Here is a 22,533-nt window from a genome sequence, read left to right on the forward strand (position 1 = left end):
TGGATGCTGAGCTGTCATTGCGAGCGACTGCAAGGAGCGTGGCCATCCAGAAAAAATAATAAAAAAAATTCTGTAAATCAGAATTTTTTAACTGGATTGCTTCGTCAATTACTTAAGTAATTTCCTTGCAATGACGGCTCAGTCTCCAAGCGGGCAAGAGCACGACATAAGAGATATAAACATGGCAAAAATCCGCATTAATCTGCTTAGAAATTTATTCACAGAATATGATATAGACGGTTATATAATTCCGTCTAACGATAAATATATGAGTGAATATGTTCCAAGCTACGCAAAGAGACTTGAATATATAACAGGTTTTACTGGTTCAAACGGTATAGCTATTATATATAAAGATACAGCATTATTCTTTACCGATGGACGTTATTTAGAGCAAGCAAATAAAGAGCTGGATTTAGAGCTTTTTAAGCTTTTTGACTTAAAAGATATATCTAAGTTTGGTAAAGATGCAAAAATAGGATACGATTCTGAATTATTTACTTATCCCACTATATCAAATTTAAAGTTCAATTTTCAGAAGATTAATGGAAATTTAGTTGATAAGATTTGGCCAAATCAGCCGCTAGAGCCAAACTCTAAAGTTTATTTGCATGATATTAAGTTTGCGGGTGTTAGTCATACTGATAAAATAAGTAAATGTCGTGAAATTTTTTTGGATTCCCGCAAAAGCGGGAATGACATAGAGGAAAGTGGGAATGACACCGAGCAATCTGCCTTAGTCATTCTCGATAGCTCCTCCATATGTTGGTTACTAAATTTGCGGGCCAGTGACGTTGCTTATACGCCTTTAATGTTTGCAAAAGTTATACTCACTTCTACACAATTATATTTGTTTATAAATCCTACAAGAATCGATGCCGAAATTATTAATGCTCGTCCTGAAATAACGATTTTACCGGAAGAAGAATTTAAAAATATTTTAAGAGATAGCGAGAATAAACATCTTTCCAAACCAGCTTATAGAGAGGAACTTAAAGGAGATACGAAACGCAGCACCGCAGCGTACAAAAGCGTAAGTGAGGATGCGAGTATCGGATCGATGTCTAAATTACCTCTAGAAGTGAAGTGTGGGAAGATGTCTAATATTTTTATTGATGATACTATAGCATCTGTTCATATAATGGACTTAGTAGCTGATAAAAAAGTACAACAAATTACCGATCCATGCTTAATGCTTAAAGCTTGTAAGAATGATGTAGAAATTAAGCATGCAATCGATTTGCATATTAAAGATGCAGTAGCTTTATGTGAATTTTTTGCTGATTTTGCTCAATGTCATCCCCGTGAAAACGGGGATCCAGAAAAACATAATATGGCTTCCCGCCTACGCGGGAATGACATAGGAAATAACGAATTGACCGAGTATTCCCTTGGTTTAAAGCTTACAGAGCAACGAGCTAAACAAGAGGGATATGTTTCGGATAGTTTTCCTGCTATTTGCGGATTTCAGGAAAATAGTGCTATTATTCATTATAGAGCTGACCAAAAAACTGCTAAAAAAATTGAAGGGCAGGGGATATTACTGATAGATTCCGGCGGTCAGTATCAAGGTGCTACTACCGATATAACTAGAACAATAGTAATAGGTACACCGACAGATGAGCAGAAAAAGCGTTATACGCAAGTACTTAAAGGACATATTGCTTTAGCTAAAGCAAAATTCCCAAAAAATATCATCGCAGGAGCTAATCTTGATATACTCGCTCGGCAATATTTATGGCAAGAAATGCTAGATTATCCACACGGTACAGGGCATGGGGTAGGGAGCTTCTTAAGCGTTCACGAAGGACCGCAAAGCATAAATCTTCGTAATAAAACAATACTTAAAGCAGGTATGATCTTATCTAATGAACCGGGTTTTTATATTCCTGGCAAATATGGTATTAGGATTGAGAATTTGATGTATGTAAAAGAAAATAATGGATGGCTTGAGTTTGAGACCTTAAGCCTAGTGCCTTATGCTAGTAAATTGATTGATATGAAACTACTTAATATTGATGAAATAAACTATATCAAGGAATATTATAACAAAATTAGAGCTAAAATTTATGATTTATTATCCACGCAAGCGAGGAATTGGCTTAATAATGAAATAAATTTATTTTTACAATAATTATTGTAATTGACGTTTCCGCTATTTATTGGTATAAAGTCTATACATTTCTAATTTCTACATTGGGACGTCGCCAAGTGGTAAGGCAACGGTTTTTGGTATCGTCATCCGGAGGTTCGAATCCTCCCGTCCCAGCCATTCGTCAATTTTCAATATTTTTACAATCCCTAAACATACCCTAATTGACATGCATCCATTAAGTAATTGTTCTATAATCTATATTATGGAAAATAAAAAAATTAGTGATGGTGCATTCGATTGGATTTGAACCAACGACCTTTGCCTTCGGAGGGCAACGCTCTATCCAGCTGAGCTACGAATGCAATTTAATAAGAGCGATCCAAAATAAATTTAATAATCGAAAACAAATAGTCTTTATAAATATTCTGAACCGGAATTTTATTTAATAACTTACTTGCTTCATTTTCTAAGTTACTCAAATAATTAACTGTTTCATTGTAAATTTCATGCTTTACCATTAAGTCATGTATTTTTACAAAGTCATCGTTAGTACGCTTATCACATTTAATTATATTTTCGAGCCAAAGCTGCTTATCTTGCTCTAACTTCTTATTATATAAAAAAATCAGCGGTAACGTAACTTTTCCTTCTAAGAAATCATCGCCAATATTTTTGCCTACCTGTTTATCATTACCCAAATAATCAAGCAAGTCATCTATAACCTGAAATATCGTACCGAGTAATTTCCCAAAGTCCTGCATATCTTTAGAAATATGGTCTACCTGCTCTGCTATAATAGCTCCAACTGCACAAGCAGCTCCAAATAGTTCGGCGGTTTTAGATTTAACTATTTGCTGATATTCGTCTATAGTTATAATACGTCGTTCATTTAACTTCACTAGCTGTACTACCTCCCCTTCGGAAATAATTGCTGAAGCTTTAGCTAGAACATTCATAGCTTTAATAGAGCCGGAAGCTACCATTAACTTAAAAGACTGACTAAAGAGGAAATCACCCACTAAAATACTTGTTTTACTGCCCCAAATAACGTTAGCCGTAGGTTTGAATCTTCTTAAAGTGCTGTCGTCTACTACATCATCATGAAGCAATGTGGCGGTGTGAATGAATTCAACGGCACTTGCGAGCTTTATATGATTATCGCCTTTATAATCAAACATTTTAGCAGTTATTATAGTTAAAAGCGGACGAATTCTTTTACCTCCTGCTTCTAGTAAATATTTACCGACCTTTTCTATTAACTCTTCATCACTTTTTAAACAGCTAATGATTAAATTGTTTAACTTAGTTACTTCATCTTTTAAATCTTGCTGTATTTTTACTATAATATTCATGGTTGGTATTTTTATAAATTGTTCTGTCATTGAGTTAAAAGCGGACGAATTCTTTTACCTCCTGCTTCTAGTAAATATTTACCGACCTTTTCTATTAACTCTTCATCACTTTTTAAACAGCTAATGATTAAATATGATGATTAACGAAGTTCATCGAGTATACATTCCTCTAATATTTTTTGATTAACATTAGGAATTAACTCCATAATTTTTTCTTTTACATTTTCACCGGGTTGCACTTTTTTTACTGCTGCTTGATATAAAGATAAATAATATAAAGGTATAAGTTTATTTATATCATCTATATTACCTATTTTAGCTTTGTTTAAATCGGACAAATCAAACACATACTCAATGCTAGCATCAATTAAATTAGATGAATTCGGGTGATCGGAAATAGTTTTTAAAAATGATTTCAAAGCATTCCCGTATACTTCCTTACTCTCTTCTGAAAAATCTTTAAAATCCCCTACTCCGTATATATATGCACTTAAAACATCTATTATTCTAGAGTAATCATTAATTACTATTGTACCTTTACTGTAAGAATCTTTAAGAGTATTTACTATAGTTTCATTTGTTATATTAAATCCCGATGCGTTTGAATAGAGACTTAAAGCATTTATCTGTGCTCTAGTTAATTTGTTTAATTCAGTCACTAAATTAATATTTAAATTAAAATTATATTCCCTATCTTCAAAAATACTAAAATTATATTGTTTATTATTATTTAAAATATAGCTTAGTTCATTATTAAAATCTTTATATAGCTTATTATCAGAAAGTTTAAATAAATAGGTTTGCTTATCGTAATATTTCTTTATAAATTCTAATGAACCTATTATAAAACCAGGTTTTAGCTTAAATTGCGAATCTACCAAAAGATCAATATTATTATTGCCGAAATCGTTTAACTTACCTTTATATAATAAATTAATATTATTTTCAAAGTTATTACTATTGATTTTTGCATTAGTAACTTCAATTGTTAAATCTTTAGCAATATCTTTAAAATGCACACTACTAGTACTAATCAAGAAATTACCGGAAAATTTGAAATTATTATTCCAAGCGGGTCGATATAATAATAAGCCGGCAGGTATTATTCTATCTTCAAGGTTACTTTGTACTATTTCAGTTTCATAATAAATTGCTAATTTTTGCGGTATGTTATCAAGGAAATCCTGTTTACTTGTATAATACTTACTTTTGTCAAATAACATAGTAAGTATAGTATGATCTTCTTCATATAATTTTTGATTATCGACTAAGTCAAAAATTTCTGTTTTACCGGAAGTAAATTTAATATTTTCTATTAAATTTATAACTTCAAATAAATCTTTTTTAAATCGTACTATTTCAAATAATTTTAAATTTAACGGTATTTTTGTTGATAATATACAGTTCTCATTATAAAATCTTACTCCAAAGCCTCTTTGAACCGGCTTAAATTTTCCGAATGCTTCTCCAGAAAAATGTATAAATAATTTCTGCTTAAGTAAATCATAACCGATATTTATCGGTGTGGTAAATTCAGTTATTCTATTAATACTCTCTTCTTGCCAATTAATTACTGAAATACCTAATTTGAAAGGAAAACCATATGGCTGAACTTTAGAAAACTTAATAAGATATTGCTGATTAGGATTATTATCAGCCTCTTCTATATTAAGGTTGGTACCGGCATATTTTTGATTTATAGAGTGTGATAAAGAGAACATAATAGTAAACCACAGCCCACTATATGCGAGTATAATAAAGATAGTTATAAATAATATTATTTTAAGAATTTTTTTCATCTTTAAATCGGTATTATAGTGTGTTTTCTGTTGTTGTATGGATAAGTTTTTTCGTCATTGCAAGGAAAAATTGAAAATTTTGACGAAGCAATCTCAGGAGTTTGTTATTATTTCATGAGATTGCCACGCAGTCTACGACTGCTCGCAATGACTGGGTGGTATCTACGCAACAATGCCCGCTTGCAATGACGTTTACTTACACAGCTCTATATATTCCTTATTCAATTTTATAACGTTCCAAATCCATAAACTCATCATAACTATAAAAGTTACTAATAAATATATTATAATAGAATCAAAGGTAGCAGTCGGAATAATAATAAATATCAAAGACTGTATAAATGCTCCAAGCGATTTACCGAATTTAGTACCTATTACCTCTACGGCAGCTTTTCCCTTAGTTCTAAGCTCTAAAGATAAAGGAATATACGCCATTTCTTTTGTTGAATCGAATAATGAATATTTGGACGATTTACTCAGTATGTTCTGAATTGCTCCAACAATAATCGCTGCATATAGAAGATTAAAATCACCGAAACATTCTCCTATTTCTTCAATAAAAATTATAAAGATAAAAAACATCAAGCCGGTAATAGACAACATAATAGGAGTTAATAATGCAGAAATGAGCCAACCGAGTCTTCTAAGAATATTACTGCCTATTATCATGAAAGTAACGCATGATATCCCCATCCAAATATTAAACCTGCCCATAAAGTTAACATAGTCTATAGTGTTTGGATGTAATTCTTTTATTTTTGCTTTCCAAGGTCCTTCAACTATATTTATTAATAATCCATAACAGATTATTAATAAGGCAATACGACCTATATATTTTGAGTGAATTACTAATTTGATACTTTCAATTACCGAAAGTTTTGTTTTCATTTTAGCTGTAACTTTTTTTGCATCTAAAACATTTATGGAATCTGTTAAAATAAATCTATTTATTATTCTAAATAGAAGCATAGCAATTATTCCTGCAGTAACAATAATTGACATGATTGGCTGAAGCATTATAGCATTTCCGGCAGATGAATTAAAAGAATCCGGTAATAATTCTGAATCAATGACGTCCTGCCCGCTTGAGAAAAAGACAAGTACGCTGCCTGCTATTATAAGACCGATATTACCGACCATTCCAAGAACGGGATAGAATCTTTTAGCTTTAGAAGTATCAAAAATGTGATTGGCAAACTGCCAAAACATTAAGTTTATGACTACTGCACTCCATAATTCCGCGAAAATATACATCAGTGCATAACTCCATTGACTACCTATTTTAATAAACCATTTAAAATTAGGGTATGAAGCAATTAATTTATTTATCATTTCATCATTAGGATGATAAATATCTTGATTTGGATAAATAATATAGGCAAATAATAAGAAAAATAGTAAAAAACTGCCGACTATAATGTAGAAAATATATTCAAAATTTAAGTTATTACTAAGTTTAATATAAAGTACGGTAAAAATTACGCACGAGGGTAATACTAACCATAATTTTAAGAAGCTAATAATTTCAGCCCCCATAGAGGGTACTACTAAACTATCTTTGATAGATCTTAAAGCCCCAAAATTAAAAAGGATACATAACATCATTAAAGCCATAGGTATAAATAGCTTTAATTCTTTCCTTTCTATAGGCCAAATTATTTCTTTAACTTTTTCAAAGAAAATTTTAGGCGGTAACATTTTTATTGTAACCTTACATATTAAAGTTAACTTTTAAATCTCTTAAGTGCTAAAGTCAATTAAAATAATTAATTTATACTACTCCAAGGTGTTATTTCTTTATATCACCAGTAATATTTTGTGATCTTATCTAATTTGTCCTGATTTGTCTTCCATAATTTCTGCTTATCGGTAGTCCATGGCTTAGGTCCTGCATAGTGTAAAATGAAATAAGAAAAATAAGGGCTTTGAGTCTCAAAATATGTACAACAGTTCCATCTCATCGATAAGGAATAAATATAATGCTGAAATGCAACATTTAATAAATCTTGGTTAGGAAAAGAAAAATCACATTTTGAATTTTGTAAAGTTTCTAAAAGCATATTTTTATCTTGCTTTTCTTGCATATTTTTTAAATAGAATAATCTCTGATATATTTCATGGAAGCTAATTTTTCCATTGATTCTTGACTAACGGGGTCATTAGAATTCATAACAATATGAAATCTATAGAAACTATCTAAGTCACTATTTAGTAGACTAGAGGATATTACTGTGCCGGCATGAATAGCAAATTTATCATTAAATAGTCAATGCTATATCGAGTATGTTATTTTGCTTTATACCGGTTAGTTTAATTACATTTTGTATTTCTTCTATGGCAAGCCTGTAATCGGTTTGTATAGTTTGTTCATTAAAAGATGACCTGCCTAATACATGAATTAAGCTAAGCCTATATAAACATCTAGCAGTAAGTTCCCGGTATATTAAGAGAGTAAACTGTTTAAAAAAGGAATCTCATCCGCTGTATAACCGCTATAATATTTGCTGTATAACCGCTATAATATTTTAGGAAATCATCATCATTCGTGACCTAAAATAATGAGTGTAGCTAAATTAATCGCAGCTTTTTTAGTATATAAAGTATCTAAACCGTAACTACCGTTTTTAATCGCTTTATATTGCTGAACTAAAGTAGCATTTTTGTCTAGATAAAGACGTAGTAAGCAATCATAACCCTGTGCTACCTCCAAACGCACCATTCCGTCTTCTACTTGAAAAGAGCAAATTCTTTCTAACCTTGCTTTACCTTTTGAGTTTAAAGATTCGCTATCTTCTAATTGCTCAAGTGCTAGATCAAAATTTAATTGATCTTCACGTATGGTACTATAGAACTTTTTATAACTATAATTCCCAATATCTATAATACAACCTGTGGTTTATATATTCTGTAATTACTTACGAAAAAAGTTGCAGTAATTATTACTGCTAGAAAAATAAAAAAAGATAGTATTAAATTCGTACGAGACATTTACATATTATAAAAATTAATGCATGGATTTTAACCATTAATAACAAAAGAGCAATAATTATTACAAATAGCGATAAAAAATTTATTAGTTATTTATATACTCATAATAAAGAACCTTATATAATGTTTTTTGTCAAAAAATAACATTTATGTCTAAAAAGAAAAATAGCAAGCCAAAACATGACGAGGTTATAAGAGTTGCATTTGAAAACCCTATAGTTACTCAAGAGTTCTTTGAAACCTACCTACTGCCACATATCAAAACTTTACGTTCTTTTGAAGCTCTTAGAATGGAAAAAAGATAGTTTTGTAGAGCGTAGCCTAAAGAAATCTATAGTAGATATTTTATTTTCCGCTAAATTTAATAATGAAAATGGATATTTATTTTTACTTTTGGAAAACCACAGCACTCCTGATCCGTATATGGCTTTTCGTGTGTTTAAATATATGTTAAAAATTGCTGAATATCATAGGAAGGCGACAGGCAATAAAAAATTTCCTTTTGTGTACCCTTGTGTGTTCTACAATGGTGTACAAAACTATAATGCACCTACTAATCTATGGGAGTTATTTGAAAACAGTGAACTTGTAAAAAATACATGGATTAATGATTATCAGTTAATTAATGTTCAAAATATTTCTGATGAAAAATTAAAAGAAAAAGATTGGTCTGGAATCTTGCAGTTTTTTTTAAACATATCCACGAACGAGATTTATTAAAGAGATGGCAAGAAGTAGCTGATCTTGTACCAGAATTTATTAAAGTTAATATCGGTATAGATTATATAGAGCTAATTTTGTCCTCTACACCTTGAATAAGATTAGGGAAAATGATAAAATAGAAATAGAAAAAATGCTTAAATCGCATTTAAACCCTGCATTAGGAGGAAACCTTATGAATAGCTTAGCTCATAGCTGGAAACAAGAAGGTATTGAAGAAGGTAGAAAAAAAGAGAAAATTACTATGGCTAAAGAAATGAAAAAAGAAGGACTTTCTTTAGAAGCTATTATGAAAATAACAAAATTAGATAAGAAAGATATTGAGAAATTAAAATAACATGATTACATTACATGCCGCAAATAAACAGAATACTCATATTTTTGCATATTAAGCCTATAGGAACTTAGAGCTAAAGGCATATATACTCGATCAACTGTAATAGTTGAGATTAAATCTTACATTTAGTAAAATAAATTAATTATTAAATGGAGATGAAAAATGAACTTAAATCAAAAAATAATAAAGCCAAAAATAGGGTTACTAGAACTAGCTAAGAGTCTTGGTAGCATATCGTCAGCATGTAAAGGTCAAGATTTGATCTTACAGACACTATAAATTTTGCACCTGATTGTCAGTTAAATTTTGACTGTCAGAGACGTATTCAAGATACAAGATTTCATTATTCTTTTCAACAGCTAATTTTTTACTATCCTTAAAAGTTTGCATAGGAGTTTTTCCATAACAATATTTTCCTAAATGTGGTCGCTCATTATTGAAATGCTCTAACCAAATATCAAGATCTAATTGTAAATCATCAAGATCTGTATAAATCTTTTTCCGCATAGCTGTATCAAAGAATTCTTGTTTCATGGTTTTATTAAAACGCTCACACATACCATTTGTTTGAGGAGAATATGCTTTAGTAGTAGTATGCTCTATACCTTCAATACTTAGAAATAATTCAAAAGCATGATGCTCTATATTTCCCTTATATTCTGCCCCACAATCTGTAAGAATACGAAGTATTGGTATCCCTTGAGTCTCGTACCATGGTAACACGCGGTCATTAAGCATATCAGCAGCAGTTAAAGCTGTTTTATCAGTATATAGTTTAGCATCAGCTACCCTAGTATAGCTATCAATAAATACCTGAGAATAAACCTTACCTATACCTTTGAAATTACCTACATAATGGGACTGTTGCGAGATAATTTTTAATAGTAAAATGAGAGGAAAACAGATAAATAAATATTTAGCTCTGTCCAAATATTTTTAAAAAGAAATTCTGTTTAATATTGAGATAAAATTTATTCAATAGTATAGTAATTTAATAGAGATTTGTTTACAGAGTTAGGATTTTTATTAACAAATTTCTCTAAGCTATTAAAGTTGTTAAAACCACTAATCGTTTTAAATTAAAACATATGGCATTCATAAATTCAGAGAATTGATTTTTGGCAATTCCTATATATCTAACCCGTTTATTATCTTTTGAAAATACCCTCTCAAAAGGTGCTCTGATTTTCGTATAATATTTATCAAGGTCAAAATTCTTATCTTTCATATTATTTTTCTTTATTGAGCAAAGATGGAACCCCTTTTTAGCTGCTGCATTCTTGGCAGAGATTGTACAATAACCTTTATCAACATATGTAGAGCACCGGAGCTTGGCATAACATGCTTAAAACCTTTGCTATCAGTAACATTTGCAGGGGTAACTGCAACCTTATTGATCATTCCTGATTGAATATCGACACTCACATGTTTTTTATAACCATACCAAAATTTATTTGCTCCCTTACAGCCAATTTTAGCTTGTTTATCCTTTACAACCTTAGGCAGAGTCTCATTATTCAATTTATCATATTTTTGTGTTCTTAGTTTATCACGTTCCTCCCAAAGATTAGCTTTTGAGATTAAATGAGAAGCATCTACAAAGGTAAATACTTCACCCATATAGCCTTGTGCTCGTAGTTGATCTCGGAATTTTACAAATATTTTTGATAGTAAATTAGTGCCTATTTTTTTACGTATTTTACTAAATACACTATAATCAGGCGTCTTCTCTGTAAGAGCAAAATCACAAAACCATTTTGCCGCTGTGCTATCAGCTAAATAACGTTCCAATTCCCGATCCGATAAGTCTTCCATAAATTGCAGCAGCAAACATTTAAACAGCCTCACTATACCATAGCCTTTATAGTTAGCTTCGCATTCTACTGCTAATAACTCAGCTTCAACTGCTTTAAAATTGAATAAACTTTTGAATTTACGATATTGATGATCCACACTTATTAACTCATCTAAACTTACCATTATCATTTGATACTCAGACATATGAACATATTTTTTGTTTTTTTTAATTATACCTGCTATCCTCTCATCTCGCAACAGTCCCAGTATATAGTTTAGCATCAGCTACCCTAGTATAGCTATCAAATACCTGAGAATAAACCTTACCTATACCTTTGAAATTACCTACATATAATACGTATCCTGACATCCTAAATAACCTGGATGCTGCGTCTCAATTTCTCCATGAGCTTCTTTTTCATTACGACGCTTCTCTAGCACTTGTAATTGAGATTCAGTAAGAACAATACCATCCTGAGCCATCTTTGCTTCTAATGCTTTAAGCCTTTTACTGATATTGTTTAAATCATTACGTAACCAAATTGATCTCACTCCTCCAGGCGATACAAGTATACCGCTCTTCTTAAGCTCATTTTATACTCTTAGCTGTCCATATGCTGGATATTCTATTGCCATATCCATTACTGCTTTCTCTATCGCTGGATCAACTCTATTCGCTATTATTGGCTTTCTTCGACTAATTTCATACAATGCCTCTTCGCCACCAGTTTCATACAGTTCTTTAAATCTGTAATAACTATCTCTACTATAGCCCATCGCTTTACATGCTGACGATATGCTATCAAGACTCTTAGCTAGTTCTAGTAACCCTATTTTTGGCTTTATTATTTTTTGATTTAAGTTCATTTTTCATCTCCATTTAATAATTAATTTATTTTACTAAATGTAAGATTTAATCTCAACTATTACATATAAATTGTTCCATCCTCTCCCATTACAAATGCTTGAACATTATTCATGCTTTTACTTTCTTTACCGATAGTAGAAGCTACTTTACCGTTAGCATCAAGTAATCTTTGAGAGGAGGTATCATAGAATAATTGGTGCTTCTTTTCCTCTGGTCCCATACGTAATATTTTAAATTCATGCCTATCCCATATTTGTTTACCTTGAGCTATTTTTTGAAGATGATGTTCTGCAAGTTTTGGATTTGGATGAACTACTTTAACTCTTACAGAATCTAATATTGCATCGTTTAATTTTCCTAACTCATGTTCCAGTATTAAAGCATGCTTAAATTTCTTTATTAATCTATTCCAATTATCTCTAGCTCTAGTTTTTGGATCTCTAAAAGGTGCATTAATCTTTCTTCCGACATCTCCAACTAGATAAACTTTATTATCTTTTTGGACTAAGTTATCTTTGTATAAAGGCTCTCCTTCTTGATTTATAAGTAGACCTTTTCTTTCAATAGCAGCTAATTGACCATCCTTATAAAGAATAATTTTTTCATTACTTAGTCCAAACTTTGAATTAATTTGTATTTTACCCTGATGATTTAAATGACCAATACCGATACCGTCAATATCTGCAATTTGAATACCTCTATTTTTATCAACAAATTTTCTAATTTCTTCAGAATTATTAATAAATTGACCGTTATCCTTTAATATTCCTTGTATATCGCCGGTAGTATAAGTAAATTCTTCTTTGATTGTTTTTGTGTCCTTTATAAGACCTACTGCAGCGAAAATTTGTTGAAAGAAATTTAGATTGCTCTTGACTTCAACATTTTTTACTCCAATAGCTTCTCGTTCATGAATTACCAATTGATCCGGCTTTAAGTAGCCGCCTTTATCATAAATATTAATTACTCTGCCTCTTATAAGGTCTACTTCTGTTGCTTCTTTATCTTGTGCAAATTCCTTAACTTGCAGCTCTTCTGCAAACCTTACTTTCTTTTTTTCCTTACCCATTTAAATTACCTAAATTTATAAATAAATAACTTTAGGTTTCATTTTAACAATAAAAACTTTTATTTTTTTAATAATAGGCTGTTTTTTTAGTAAATTGAGAATTTAAAATCACATATTATATGATAACTGATTTTTCTTATATATAGTGCGATAGGTTCTTGTTAATTTGCCAAATAGCGACAAATACTAAACAAGTTGTAAACATTTGTAGTAGCTGTAATAATATGCTTAATTCCGGTATTAATATAATAATAACCGGTTGTAATATTATCGGGACTCCGCTTGAAAACATTACTAGCCTTATAGAAGTTTGTATTGAAGTTTTAGTAGTAAGTAAATTAGCTAAGCTATATACTAACAAAACTATAATACTTCTCTCTAATAAGAATGTTACAAACCAAAATAATATAATAGCCGGCATACCGAAATAAATAAATAAATTTGGTGCATATAATAAATGATCGGCAAAATATTTTTTTATTATTTCAGGAGTTAAAATGACTTCATTTTGCTTGAATATCTCAGAATAGTTAACAGTACTTAGAAAATTTTTCTTAGTATTGGCTACAATTAAATTTATCTTCAGCTTATTCTCTTCAAGTACAAACGGTATTTTGCTTTTTTCTTTGTTAGAAACTTGATTTTTTGTATCAATGACGACTATTTTATTGTTATTCTTGCTATATAAATATATAGGCTCTACTTCTTCAACTGAAATGTTTGAATTATTATATTTAATTTCCGGTAATTGATTGATAATATATTCAATGTTGGCTGTAACTTTTGATGATTGTATTCCGTTAAAATAATCTTTTAAAGTTATTATGTAATTTAATATAAAAATACAATAAATTATTGATGGAATAAAAGATAAGGTAAATACATATCTTATTCCGTACCCTTGATAGTTTTTATATACATCTTTATAAAACTCTATAGAGCGAATTGATAAATGTAATTGACGGAGTAGTGCATTTAATCCTCCTAATATAAATGATAATAAATACATGTATAAGTAATTTATTTAAGTTTTTCAACCTCTTCCTTCTTTAATCCGGTTGAGGTAGCTATTAAATCAGTTTTTACACCGGCTGTGATTAAATTTTTGGCTATATTAATTGTGATTTAAGTATTTTTTCTATTTCTATTATATCATTTTGACCAAGTTTGGTCAAAATGTAGAATAACATTAACTCTATATAATCAATCCCTATATTAACCTCAGCAAATATAGCAAAAGGTCTGCTATTTCTTACCATCTCTTTAACAAATCTCGTGTATGAATGTGCTTCATACAAAATTATAAAATTCCGGACCAAGTATTTTCTGTCAATTTTTCATCAGGAATTTCATGAACATTAATTAGCTGATAATCATTAATCCAAGTAGCTTTTACTAATTCACTATTTTCAAATAATTCCCATAAATTTAAAGGAGCAGTATATTTTTGTATGCCATTATAAAACACTAAAGGATATATGAAAGGAAATTTTGTGTTTTTTAGTACTTTCTATGATATTCAGCAATATTTAACATAATATCATCACGGTTTGTATATAAAGATTCAATAAATAAAATAGAGTCCTTTAAAGCTAGTTGCACAGCTATATTGTCCTGATCATGTCTTTCTATAGCTTTAGAAGAAAGCCCAAATTCTTTAACTACATTACCTAATTCTTTTATATTAGATATATTTTTCAGTATTTTAGATGCGTCATGTAATATATTGGGGTTTATTTGTATTATCCAACCTAGGATTTTGGCGATTGTGAATTCAATATAATTACTAGGGTTATTAAGTAGTGTATTCAATATTTTTAATGTCTCTTGGGCTAAACTAGGATTTATACGTACTGTTTCAGTTAAGCTCCAAATAACTACAATTTTGACTTCGTTGCCGGAATCGTTTAATACTTCTTTCAATATACTAAATATTGCTAATGTTAAACTTGGTACAATATAATTTATTTTTTTATTTATTGCAACTATTAATTATTAATGTATAAGAAATTATACACTCAACAAAATTAGCACTTATAGTTATGAAATATAAAAATATGAAACGAACATCTAAAATATTAGCCATAGGAATTTTAATAGCCGGTAATAATATATTTGCACAGGATACGAAGTCTGCTAAAGAATAAGAACAAAGCAGGATTATTAGAACTAAGCTGTAAAGGGCTTTAGCAACTATAGGATTTTCAAATGCACTACGTACAATCTCATCATGTTTAGGCTTTTTTTTGTATAATATAATTTTACGAAGAAAATAATTTTAATTAGAGGTAGTATTAAAGTGCAATATTATATATAAGTTTGTTGATAAAAAATGATTTATTTACTAATATCTATATTTCCATAAATAATATTAGTTTTATATGCTACTGCTACTTCCTGAAATAACTTTGACTTTAATAGCACTTTTAGGGCAGTTTTTTGCCGTAATGATCCCAAATAAAAATAGAATTATTTCTAATATCATTATTTTACTATGCATATTATCAATTTTTCTTACCTTTAAGTACTCAAGTTATGAAGGAGTATGGTACTCATTTGCTACCGGAATAAATATCGGTATTAGTAAAAGCATAGTGCTACTATTCACTATTATCTCCATGATTATATACCGTGATTACTCTATTCTTGTTGCTGAGGAATTAAAGTTTGAATTTATTACTTTAATGTTATTATCGGTCGTAGGTATTTTTGTTGCAATTTCATCACGGAATTTTCTATTATTATTCTGCGGTATGGAGCTTACTGCTTTAACTTCATATGCACTTGCAGGATTCAAATTAAATGATATGAAATCATCGGAAGGTGCTTTAAAATATTTTATCTTAGGTAGTTTAGTTAGTTGTTTATCATTATTCGGTATTTCTTTTATATACGGATTTGGCGGAAGCCTACAATTTGAGTATATCTTATATAAACTAAATGATAATTCCGGAATGAATCTTGGTTTAATAATCGGTATTGTACTATTTTTAAGTAGTATTTTCTTTAAACTCTCAAGTGTTCCACTCCATTTTTGGGTCCCTGACGTATATGAAGGATCACCGATTACTTCGGTTACTTATTTCACCGCTGCCTCAAAAATAGGTATGGTTATTGTTTTATTAAATATCAGCAAATTAATTATAGGTAATTACTACCTTATTAATTATAATTTAATAAAGATAATTGCTATATTATCTATGCTGTTTGGAGCTTTTGGAGCCATTCGTCAAACTTCTCTAAAAAGATTAATGGCTTATAGTACTATTTTAAATATCGGTTATGTATTAATCGGCGTTCTTCTGCATAATCAAGAAGGATATAAAGCAGCTCTACTATATATTCTAATATATGCGGTAGGGAGTATAGGATTTTTTACTTGCTTAATTATACTGCTCGGTAAAGACGTCGATAAAGCTAGTTTTAAAACTATACAAGGAATTGCAGAGCATCATAAAACTATAGCTGCCGTAATTAGCATAGTTATGTTTTCAATGATTGGAATCCCTCCTCTTACAGGATTTTTCGGTAAATATTACCTTTTTTACCAAGCAATTAATCAAGAAGAATTCGCATTAGCTTATTGTGGTATTTTTACCAGCGTAGTTGCTGCGTTTTATTATCTTAAAGTAGTAAAAGCCATGTATTTTTCTAAAAAGATTGAGATAATTAAGCTGCCGATGCAATATGGGCTTTTACTGATTAATTACTTAGTTGTAGGCTTCTTGTTGCTTGGTTCATTTATTATCTCGTTTTAGCCGGTGTAGACTTTTTCTTTTTATTAACAACACTAGCTGCAGTAGTTTGAGTAGGCTTCATAACCTTTTCTTTTAGATTCTTTATATGTTTTAGATTTTCTTCATCTAATTTTAATAAATCTTGGTCTTTTTGTTTAGCTTTTTTAGTTAGACCTAATTGACTTGGAGTAACACTAACCATATCATCCGTTCCAACTGCTTTCTTAAATTTTTCTAGAGTATCTACATATTCTCTGTTTGCATATATATTTGTCTTTACCAATTTTTGTTTTGGTTCTTTCTTTATTTTATCAGAAGAACCAGCTAAATTTCTTTCATCTTTAATATCTTCATTTAAACTTTTTATTGTCTTTATTAAATGTTTTTTCGCACTATCTCTAATACCAAGTATTTCTAAAATTCTTGCAAAATTAGTAGTAATTTTATTTCTTAATTTAAGTTTTTGTCCTCCTTTTTTTCTTTCTTCATAATTAAGAATTTTCGCAAAATAATCAGGATACTCTTTCATTAATGTTTTTAATCCTTGCTCTTTCACTTCGTAATAAGGAAAACTATATTTTTTAGAAATTAAACTATTTACTTTAATTTCTAAGCCGTATTCCTTTAAGGATTCTTGCCTTTTTTTCATTGTATCTATTAAACTAGCCTTAATTGCTTCAGGCGTTATTTCTTTAGATTGTTTATTATTAAATTGTTTTGGCATCGCTTGTTTTGCAAATTCTGCAATTGCTTCATTACTATAATATTTAGTTAATTCATCAAAACTTTTATCAATAGTTTTGCTTAAATCAATTTTAGAAACTGCAAGTAAGCTATCGGCAAAATTAGGATTTTTCGTTCTTAAATTAGAAGGAAATTCTCTAAAATGGTTAGTGGGACCGAATCCAGGCAAATGTTTGGCTCTTGAATGCGGATATATATTATTTGTTAAATTATCAAAACTACCAACAAAATCAATTCTTACTAATTTAGGTAAAGTTTTTGGATTTTTTTTAATCTCTGATAACTCCTATATTTCCAACATGTATATCAAAATCGCCGATCAATAAACTTGCCGGCATAATGTTTTCAAAGTTCTGATACTTAATTTCCTTAAAAGCATTTTCTAAGGTTCTAAATAATTTATTTCTAGCCCCCATAAAAAGTGGTCTACCGCCGTCCTTTCTAAACCAAGAACTCGGTTTAGTTTTAGCAGACATATGTTTATCCATGTCCACATACATATCGCTACTATAATTCTCAAAAAATTCAGATTTGACATATATTTGCGAATCAACGGTTTTAGATTTATTAAAATCATCAGGAGCAATTAAATTAACCTTTGCTCCATTTCCAGGACTTATAGCTTCAAAAATTTGAGATCCTAAAAACTCGGCTATATTTTTTGAGCTTGAAGCCTCTTTTTTTATCATCGCCGTAATTTTACCGTCTAAGCTTTGATATACTCCGCCATGCTCTCCTACCTCATTAGCTCCGCCTCCTTTAGGCTTTAAAAAATTCCAACCTTTAAATACTGATTTCTTATTTTGCGTCATCTTCGCCTCTTTATAATGATTTACATCAAATTGATAATTTTGATATAATTATAAAACATATTATTTATTTTATATCAAGAACAGAAGCCGTTTTCTACTTAATTTTATTGTTCTTTAATATTTCAGCTACTTCAAGAGCTGCATAGGTAAATATACCTGTGGCACCGGCACGTTTAAAACTAATTAATGACTCCATCAAAGCTCTCTCCCAATCAATTGCCCCTGCTTCTGCTGCAAATTTTAACATTGCATATTCTCCACTAACCTGATATGCAAAAATTTTAGCATTAAAATTATTTGCCGCTTCACGAATAACATCCAAAAACGGCATACCAGGCTTCACCATTACCATATCGGCTCCCTCTGCTATATCATACTCAATCTCAAGCATTGCTTCCTTAATATTACGTACATCCATTTGATAGCTTGATTTATCTAAATAATTCTTTTTATTACTCTTAACAGCATCGCGAAACGGACCGTAAAAACTTGACGCATATTTAGCGGCATAAGCAAGAATTCCAACATTTATAAATCCCTCTTTGTCAAGATATTCCCTTATAGCCCTGATTCTTCCATCCATCATATCGGAAGGTGCAACAATATCTAATCCAGCTTTTGCTAGCACTAATGCCTGATTACACAAAGCTCTTACTGATCTATCATTATCAACTTCCCCATGATGCACAATACCATCATGACCATGTGTAGTATAAGGATCAAGTGCTACATCGCATATTATACCAATATCGATATTAGCGTTTTTGATGCTTCTAATAGTTCTACATATTAAATTATCTAAATTATAAGCCTCATCGGCATTTTCACTTTTTAGACTTTGATCAATACTCGGAAATAATGCAATAACATTAATACCAAGCTCTGCTGCTTCTTTTGCCGTTTCTACTATTTGATCAATCGATAAACGATATATACCAGGCATAGTTTTAATTTCTTGCCTTTCATTATGTCCTTCAACAACAAATAAAGGCAACACTAAATCACTAACCGATAAATTACTTTCGGATATTAACTCTCTAAGCCAAAAAGCTTTTCTATTTCTTCTAAGTCTAATATGGGGATACATAAAATTCATATCTCATTTTAGTTAATAACTTGGATTCTAATATATAAAATATATAACCTAACTATATTATAGTAAAAATATTGCATTACAAAAAGAAATTTTGCTTGCAATTTATAAAAAATTTAAGCAAGCTGTTTAATTATGTAAATAAACATAGGAGCTTAATATGGCACAATATAATATTCCAACATCAGTAAAAGATAGAATACAAGAGTGGGAAAAAAATCAAAAAATATGTCAAATAACCCACCAAAAAATACAAAACCGGCTGTTCCTCCAAAACCCACTTCTGAGCAAATAAAGGCATGGAACGAGGCACATAAAAAACAGACTGACTTAACTACACATTCCCAAGCACTTGATATATTTGTTGACACCCCATCTCCGCAAGTTGAAACCCAAAAGCCTATTATTTTTTCAAAACCGGCTCCGGAACAAACAAAAGTACCGGAAGAAACACCTAAAAAACAATCTAATTTAACCGTAAAAGAGAAAATAGAGAAATTTTTTAAAGATCATACTATTGATACCAAAGATGCTTTGATTCTGGAATTTAGCCGCTATATAGAAGCGTCTTGATGTTACTATTAAAGCTTATGAACAATCATTAGGACGGCTAATAAAACAAGTAGGAGTACCTCAAAAAGAGTTTGTTTCTTTTATAATCTAATAAAGAATCATACACACAAAGATAAATTTGAAAAAATCAATCAACATTATAAATTACCTGAACCACCTAAACTATCTGAGATAATTGATAATCTTAGAGAATTAGTAAACAATGATGATATAATAGCTTATTTGAAACAAAATAGAAAACACATTGAATTTAAAGAAAAAGTAAATAATATTATTCAGATTTATGATGATAATAAACATAATCCAGCTGCTATAGCTAAAGTTGAAGCAAAACTGAAAGAGGTAGGTAAATGGTGTGAAGAAACTACAAAAATGGATAATAATCCTATTTGGAACAATATTGGTAATTTTATAAAATATTCTTTTACCGGAGATAAAGCTAAAGCTGCTTTTTATAAAGATGCTATAAAAATTCTACTCAAAATACTAAAAAAGCTATAGCAGAAAAATCTCTTACCAATCCTTCTCCTCATTCATCTAATGTTCCACCATCGAAGAATCAAGGAGCAAGATATAAGAAGCTAATAAAAACTTTTAGGATCGATATCTATTTTTAGATGGCAAAAAGAAGGAATTTTTATAAGGCTTAGCCAAAATTTTAAATATTTCTGCAAATTAAATTTCTTATCAGCTATAATAAGTATTCGGTAACGATATTTACCAGCGAGCTTTGACATTAATGAGCTTGCCGGTCCTAAAATTTTCACGTTTGCTTTTGGTGCAATTCGGACCATATCCCTAGCAATTTCTAGAATTTTAGCCTCACTGGAACCTGATAAAATTACCGATGCTGTTTTGGAAAATGGTGGCATATCTGCTGATTTTCTTATTTCAAGTTCATTTGCAAAAAAACTATCTTCATCACCGGCTTTAACATAACTAAAAATTGTATTATCAGGATAATAGCTTTGTAAATATACTACACCTTTACTATCTCCTCTACCCGCTCTACCACCTACCTGATGTAGTAGCTGAAAAGTTCGCTCAGATGCTCTAAGATCGGCATTATTGCTTCCAAGATCGGCATCTATTACTCCAACTAAAGTAAGATTCGGAAAGTGATAACCTTTTGTTATTATTTGTGTGCCTATTAAAATATCAATTTCTAAATTTTCCATTTGATGTAGAAGCTGTGCTATTTTTTCCGGGCTTTTAGCATGATCTTTACTTATCACCGCAATTTTACTCTCAGGAAAAAGTACTTTTGCTTCTTCCTCTATTCTCTCTATACCTGGACCACAGATAGTTAATGTTTCATCCTCTAGACATTCAGGACAAGAACTAAAAATTTTACTTTGATAACCGCAATGGTGACATTCAAGTTTTTTAGTCGCTTTATGTACTACCATCCAAGAAGAGCAGAATTTACAGGTCAATCTGTGACCGCAAGCTTTGCATAGCATGAGCGGAGCATAACCACGCCTATTAAGAAATAATAAGACTTGCTTTTTATTATCTAAATTACCTTTGATAGCTTCTATAAGAATCTTGGATAAATAGGAATTCTTAGATAGCTTTTCTTTAGTCATATCGATTATTTCTATATTTGGCAAATCGACATTTTTGTATCTATTAACCAATGTAACCAATTGATATTTACCCATTTCTATATTATGTATCGTTTCAATAGACGGTGTTGCCGAACACAAAACAATTTGTGCTTTATCAAATGTACCTCTTACGATAGCCGTATCCCTAGCATTATATAATATACCGTCATCTTGTTTATAGGAATCGTCATGTTCCTCATCTATAACTATTAAACCGAGATTTTTAAAAGGTAAAAACAAACTACTTCTAGCCCCAATTACTACTTTAACTTTATCGCTTAATATACCTCTTAAAATCATTTTCTTGTGAGCTTTGGTAACGCTTGAGTTCCATATGATAGGCTCAAAACCGAATCGCTCTATAAAACGATTAATAATTTGTGTACTTAAAGCAATTTCAGGCAACATAACAAGCACTTGTTTGCCTTTTGCTAAGTAATCTGCTATTAGATGAAAATATATTTCTGTTTTACCTGATCCCGTAACACCTTTAACAAGTGTTGGCTTATTACTTTCATTTAAAATTGTTACTGCTTGTTTCTGCTCTTCTGACAAATCAGGTAGCACAAAGTTATTATTGACTTTCTGCTCCTTAACTTTAATCGGTTTTTCAGCAATATCTATAGGTAATACTAACTTGGCTATGCTCCCAAGCTCTGACATATAGTAGCTACTCATCCATTTAATTAATTCTAAAACTTCTGAAGTAATATTTAAGTTTAACGGTACTTTCGCTCTAATAGTTTTTATTTTTTTTGCCTCGGAATTTGAAACAAGCTCCCATACTATGCCGGTTAATTCCTTATTTCTAAAAGGCACTACAACAAGATCACCTATGTTTAGCTCTAAATCTTCAGGTATTAAATAATCTAGCGGAAATAATTTTGCTACCGGTAATAATATTTTTGCTATTCGCATATATAATGTATTTTATAATTT

Annotated in this window: 18 protein-coding genes, 2 tRNA genes and 5 pseudogenes; 8 read left to right on the top strand and 17 right to left on the bottom strand. The window is 30.3% G+C overall.

All coding sequences use genetic code 11. The annotated features are described in order from the left end of the window. Positions 1-3: 3 nt before the first annotated feature. The 3 genes and pseudogenes from C4Q30_RS10650 to C4Q30_RS01680 all read left to right on the top strand — a co-directional run. Positions 4-117, top strand: a pseudogene (locus tag C4Q30_RS10650) (lytic transglycosylase domain-containing protein); the annotation flags it as partial. Between the two features lie 13 nt (positions 118-130). Continuing rightward, positions 131-2,134 carry an aminopeptidase P family protein gene (locus C4Q30_RS01675; RefSeq protein ID WP_103897018.1) on the top strand — a complete coding sequence of 668 codons (2,004 nt, stop codon included), beginning with the start codon at positions 131-133 and terminating at the stop codon, positions 2,132-2,134. A gap of 63 nt (positions 2,135-2,197) precedes the next feature. Continuing rightward, positions 2,198-2,272, top strand: a tRNA-Gln gene (locus C4Q30_RS01680). A 108-nt stretch (positions 2,273-2,380) separates the two neighbouring features. Here the strand turns inward: C4Q30_RS01680 and C4Q30_RS01685 are convergent. The 5 genes and pseudogenes from C4Q30_RS01685 to C4Q30_RS10415 all read right to left on the bottom strand — a co-directional run bounded on the left by C4Q30_RS01685 (position 2,381) and on the right by C4Q30_RS10415 (position 8,234). Next, positions 2,381-2,457, bottom strand: a tRNA-Arg gene (locus tag C4Q30_RS01685). Positions 2,458-2,460: 3 nt separating this feature from the next. Continuing rightward, positions 2,461-3,447, bottom strand: coding sequence for a polyprenyl synthetase family protein (locus C4Q30_RS01690; RefSeq protein ID WP_103897139.1), 987 nt, complete (start codon positions 3,445-3,447; stop codon positions 2,461-2,463). Positions 3,448-3,587: 140 nt separating this feature from the next. Further along, positions 3,588-5,246: a hypothetical protein gene (locus C4Q30_RS01695; protein ID WP_103897019.1), complete on the bottom strand. Its 1,659-nt coding sequence runs from the start codon at positions 5,244-5,246 to the stop codon at positions 3,588-3,590. A gap of 192 nt (positions 5,247-5,438) precedes the next feature. Continuing rightward, positions 5,439-6,944, bottom strand: a complete 1,506-nt coding sequence (tlc3, locus tag C4Q30_RS01700) for a nucleotide exchange transporter Tlc3 (RefSeq protein WP_103897020.1) — start codon at positions 6,942-6,944, stop codon at positions 5,439-5,441. Positions 6,945-7,048: 104 nt separating this feature from the next. Then, positions 7,049-8,234 (bottom strand): annotated as a pseudogene (locus C4Q30_RS10415) (glycosyltransferase family 8 protein). A gap of 276 nt (positions 8,235-8,510) precedes the next feature. Between C4Q30_RS10415 and C4Q30_RS09420 the strand changes: the two are divergent. Continuing rightward, positions 8,511-8,954, top strand: a complete 444-nt coding sequence (locus tag C4Q30_RS09420; protein ID WP_245207412.1) for an Rpn family recombination-promoting nuclease/putative transposase — start codon at positions 8,511-8,513, stop codon at positions 8,952-8,954. Positions 8,955-9,045: 91 nt separating this feature from the next. Beyond that, a complete protein-coding gene (locus tag C4Q30_RS09425) occupies positions 9,046-9,291 on the top strand; it encodes an RpnC/YadD family protein (RefSeq protein ID WP_245207413.1) in 246 nt (81 codons plus the stop codon). 273 nt (positions 9,292-9,564) lie between these two features. Here C4Q30_RS09425 and C4Q30_RS01720 read toward each other — a convergent pair. From C4Q30_RS01720 to C4Q30_RS09430, 9 genes and pseudogenes are all read right to left on the bottom strand, one after another. Beyond that, positions 9,565-10,158 (bottom strand): annotated as a pseudogene (locus tag C4Q30_RS01720) (integrase core domain-containing protein); the annotation flags it as partial. Between the two features lie 172 nt (positions 10,159-10,330). Next, positions 10,331-10,519, bottom strand: a complete 189-nt coding sequence (locus C4Q30_RS08975) for a hypothetical protein (protein WP_103897023.1) — start codon at positions 10,517-10,519, stop codon at positions 10,331-10,333. 11 nt (positions 10,520-10,530) lie between these two features. Further along, positions 10,531-11,370 (bottom strand): transposase, encoded by an 840-nt coding sequence (locus tag C4Q30_RS01730; protein WP_103897024.1) that lies wholly within the window; start codon positions 11,368-11,370, stop codon positions 10,531-10,533. Next, positions 11,342-11,955, bottom strand: a pseudogene (locus C4Q30_RS01735) (helix-turn-helix domain-containing protein); the annotation flags it as partial. The gene C4Q30_RS01730 and the pseudogene C4Q30_RS01735, both read right to left, overlap by 29 nt. 59 nt (positions 11,956-12,014) lie before the next feature. Continuing rightward, entirely contained in the window at positions 12,015-13,025 is a 1,011-nt protein-coding gene (locus tag C4Q30_RS01740; RefSeq protein ID WP_245207414.1) for a hypothetical protein, read from the bottom strand. A gap of 136 nt (positions 13,026-13,161) precedes the next feature. After that, the gene (locus C4Q30_RS01745) at positions 13,162-14,034 is read right to left on the bottom strand and encodes a DUF1189 family protein (RefSeq protein WP_103897025.1); all 873 of its coding nucleotides are present in this window, start codon (positions 14,032-14,034) and stop codon (positions 13,162-13,164) included. Between the two features lie 100 nt (positions 14,035-14,134). Beyond that, entirely contained in the window at positions 14,135-14,323 is a 189-nt protein-coding gene (locus tag C4Q30_RS08730) for a hypothetical protein (protein WP_198913016.1), read from the bottom strand. A 2-nt stretch (positions 14,324-14,325) separates the two neighbouring features. Then, complete coding sequence (locus tag C4Q30_RS01750; RefSeq protein ID WP_014120874.1) at positions 14,326-14,493, bottom strand: Rpn family recombination-promoting nuclease/putative transposase; 168 nt, start codon at positions 14,491-14,493, stop codon at positions 14,326-14,328. A gap of 32 nt (positions 14,494-14,525) precedes the next feature. After that, positions 14,526-14,948 carry a hypothetical protein gene (locus C4Q30_RS09430; protein WP_245207415.1) on the bottom strand — a complete coding sequence of 141 codons (423 nt, stop codon included), beginning with the start codon at positions 14,946-14,948 and terminating at the stop codon, positions 14,526-14,528. A 458-nt stretch (positions 14,949-15,406) separates the two neighbouring features. On the opposite strand from C4Q30_RS09430, the gene nuoN reads away from it, so the two are divergent. Further along, complete coding sequence (nuoN, locus tag C4Q30_RS01765; RefSeq protein WP_103897026.1) at positions 15,407-16,783, top strand: NADH-quinone oxidoreductase subunit NuoN; 1,377 nt, start codon at positions 15,407-15,409, stop codon at positions 16,781-16,783. Here the strand turns inward: nuoN and C4Q30_RS01770 are convergent. Both C4Q30_RS01770 and hemB read right to left on the bottom strand, forming a co-directional pair. Next, positions 16,770-18,318 (bottom strand): annotated as a pseudogene (locus C4Q30_RS01770) (hypothetical protein). The gene nuoN and the pseudogene C4Q30_RS01770 sit on opposite strands and share 14 nt — an antisense overlap. A gap of 94 nt (positions 18,319-18,412) precedes the next feature. Beyond that, entirely contained in the window at positions 18,413-19,405 is a 993-nt protein-coding gene (hemB, locus tag C4Q30_RS01775; RefSeq protein WP_103897141.1) for a porphobilinogen synthase, read from the bottom strand. 213 nt (positions 19,406-19,618) lie between these two features. Between hemB and C4Q30_RS08980 the strand changes: the two genes are divergently transcribed. Both C4Q30_RS08980 and C4Q30_RS01785 read left to right on the top strand, forming a co-directional pair. Continuing rightward, positions 19,619-19,984: a hypothetical protein gene (locus C4Q30_RS08980; RefSeq protein ID WP_209445187.1), complete on the top strand. Its 366-nt coding sequence runs from the start codon at positions 19,619-19,621 to the stop codon at positions 19,982-19,984. 222 nt (positions 19,985-20,206) lie between these two features. Next, the gene (locus C4Q30_RS01785) at positions 20,207-20,485 is read left to right on the top strand and encodes a hypothetical protein (protein ID WP_041404336.1); all 279 of its coding nucleotides are present in this window, start codon (positions 20,207-20,209) and stop codon (positions 20,483-20,485) included. Between the two features lie 80 nt (positions 20,486-20,565). On the opposite strand, the gene C4Q30_RS01790 is transcribed toward C4Q30_RS01785, so the two are convergent. Next, positions 20,566-22,512, bottom strand: a complete 1,947-nt coding sequence (locus C4Q30_RS01790; protein WP_103897027.1) for a primosomal protein N' — start codon at positions 22,510-22,512, stop codon at positions 20,566-20,568. Positions 22,513-22,533: the final 21 nt, after the last annotated feature.

The sequence above is a fragment of the Rickettsia fournieri genome (assembly GCF_900243065.1).
Taxonomy (GTDB): Bacteria; Pseudomonadota; Alphaproteobacteria; order Rickettsiales; family Rickettsiaceae; genus Rickettsia; species Rickettsia rickettsii.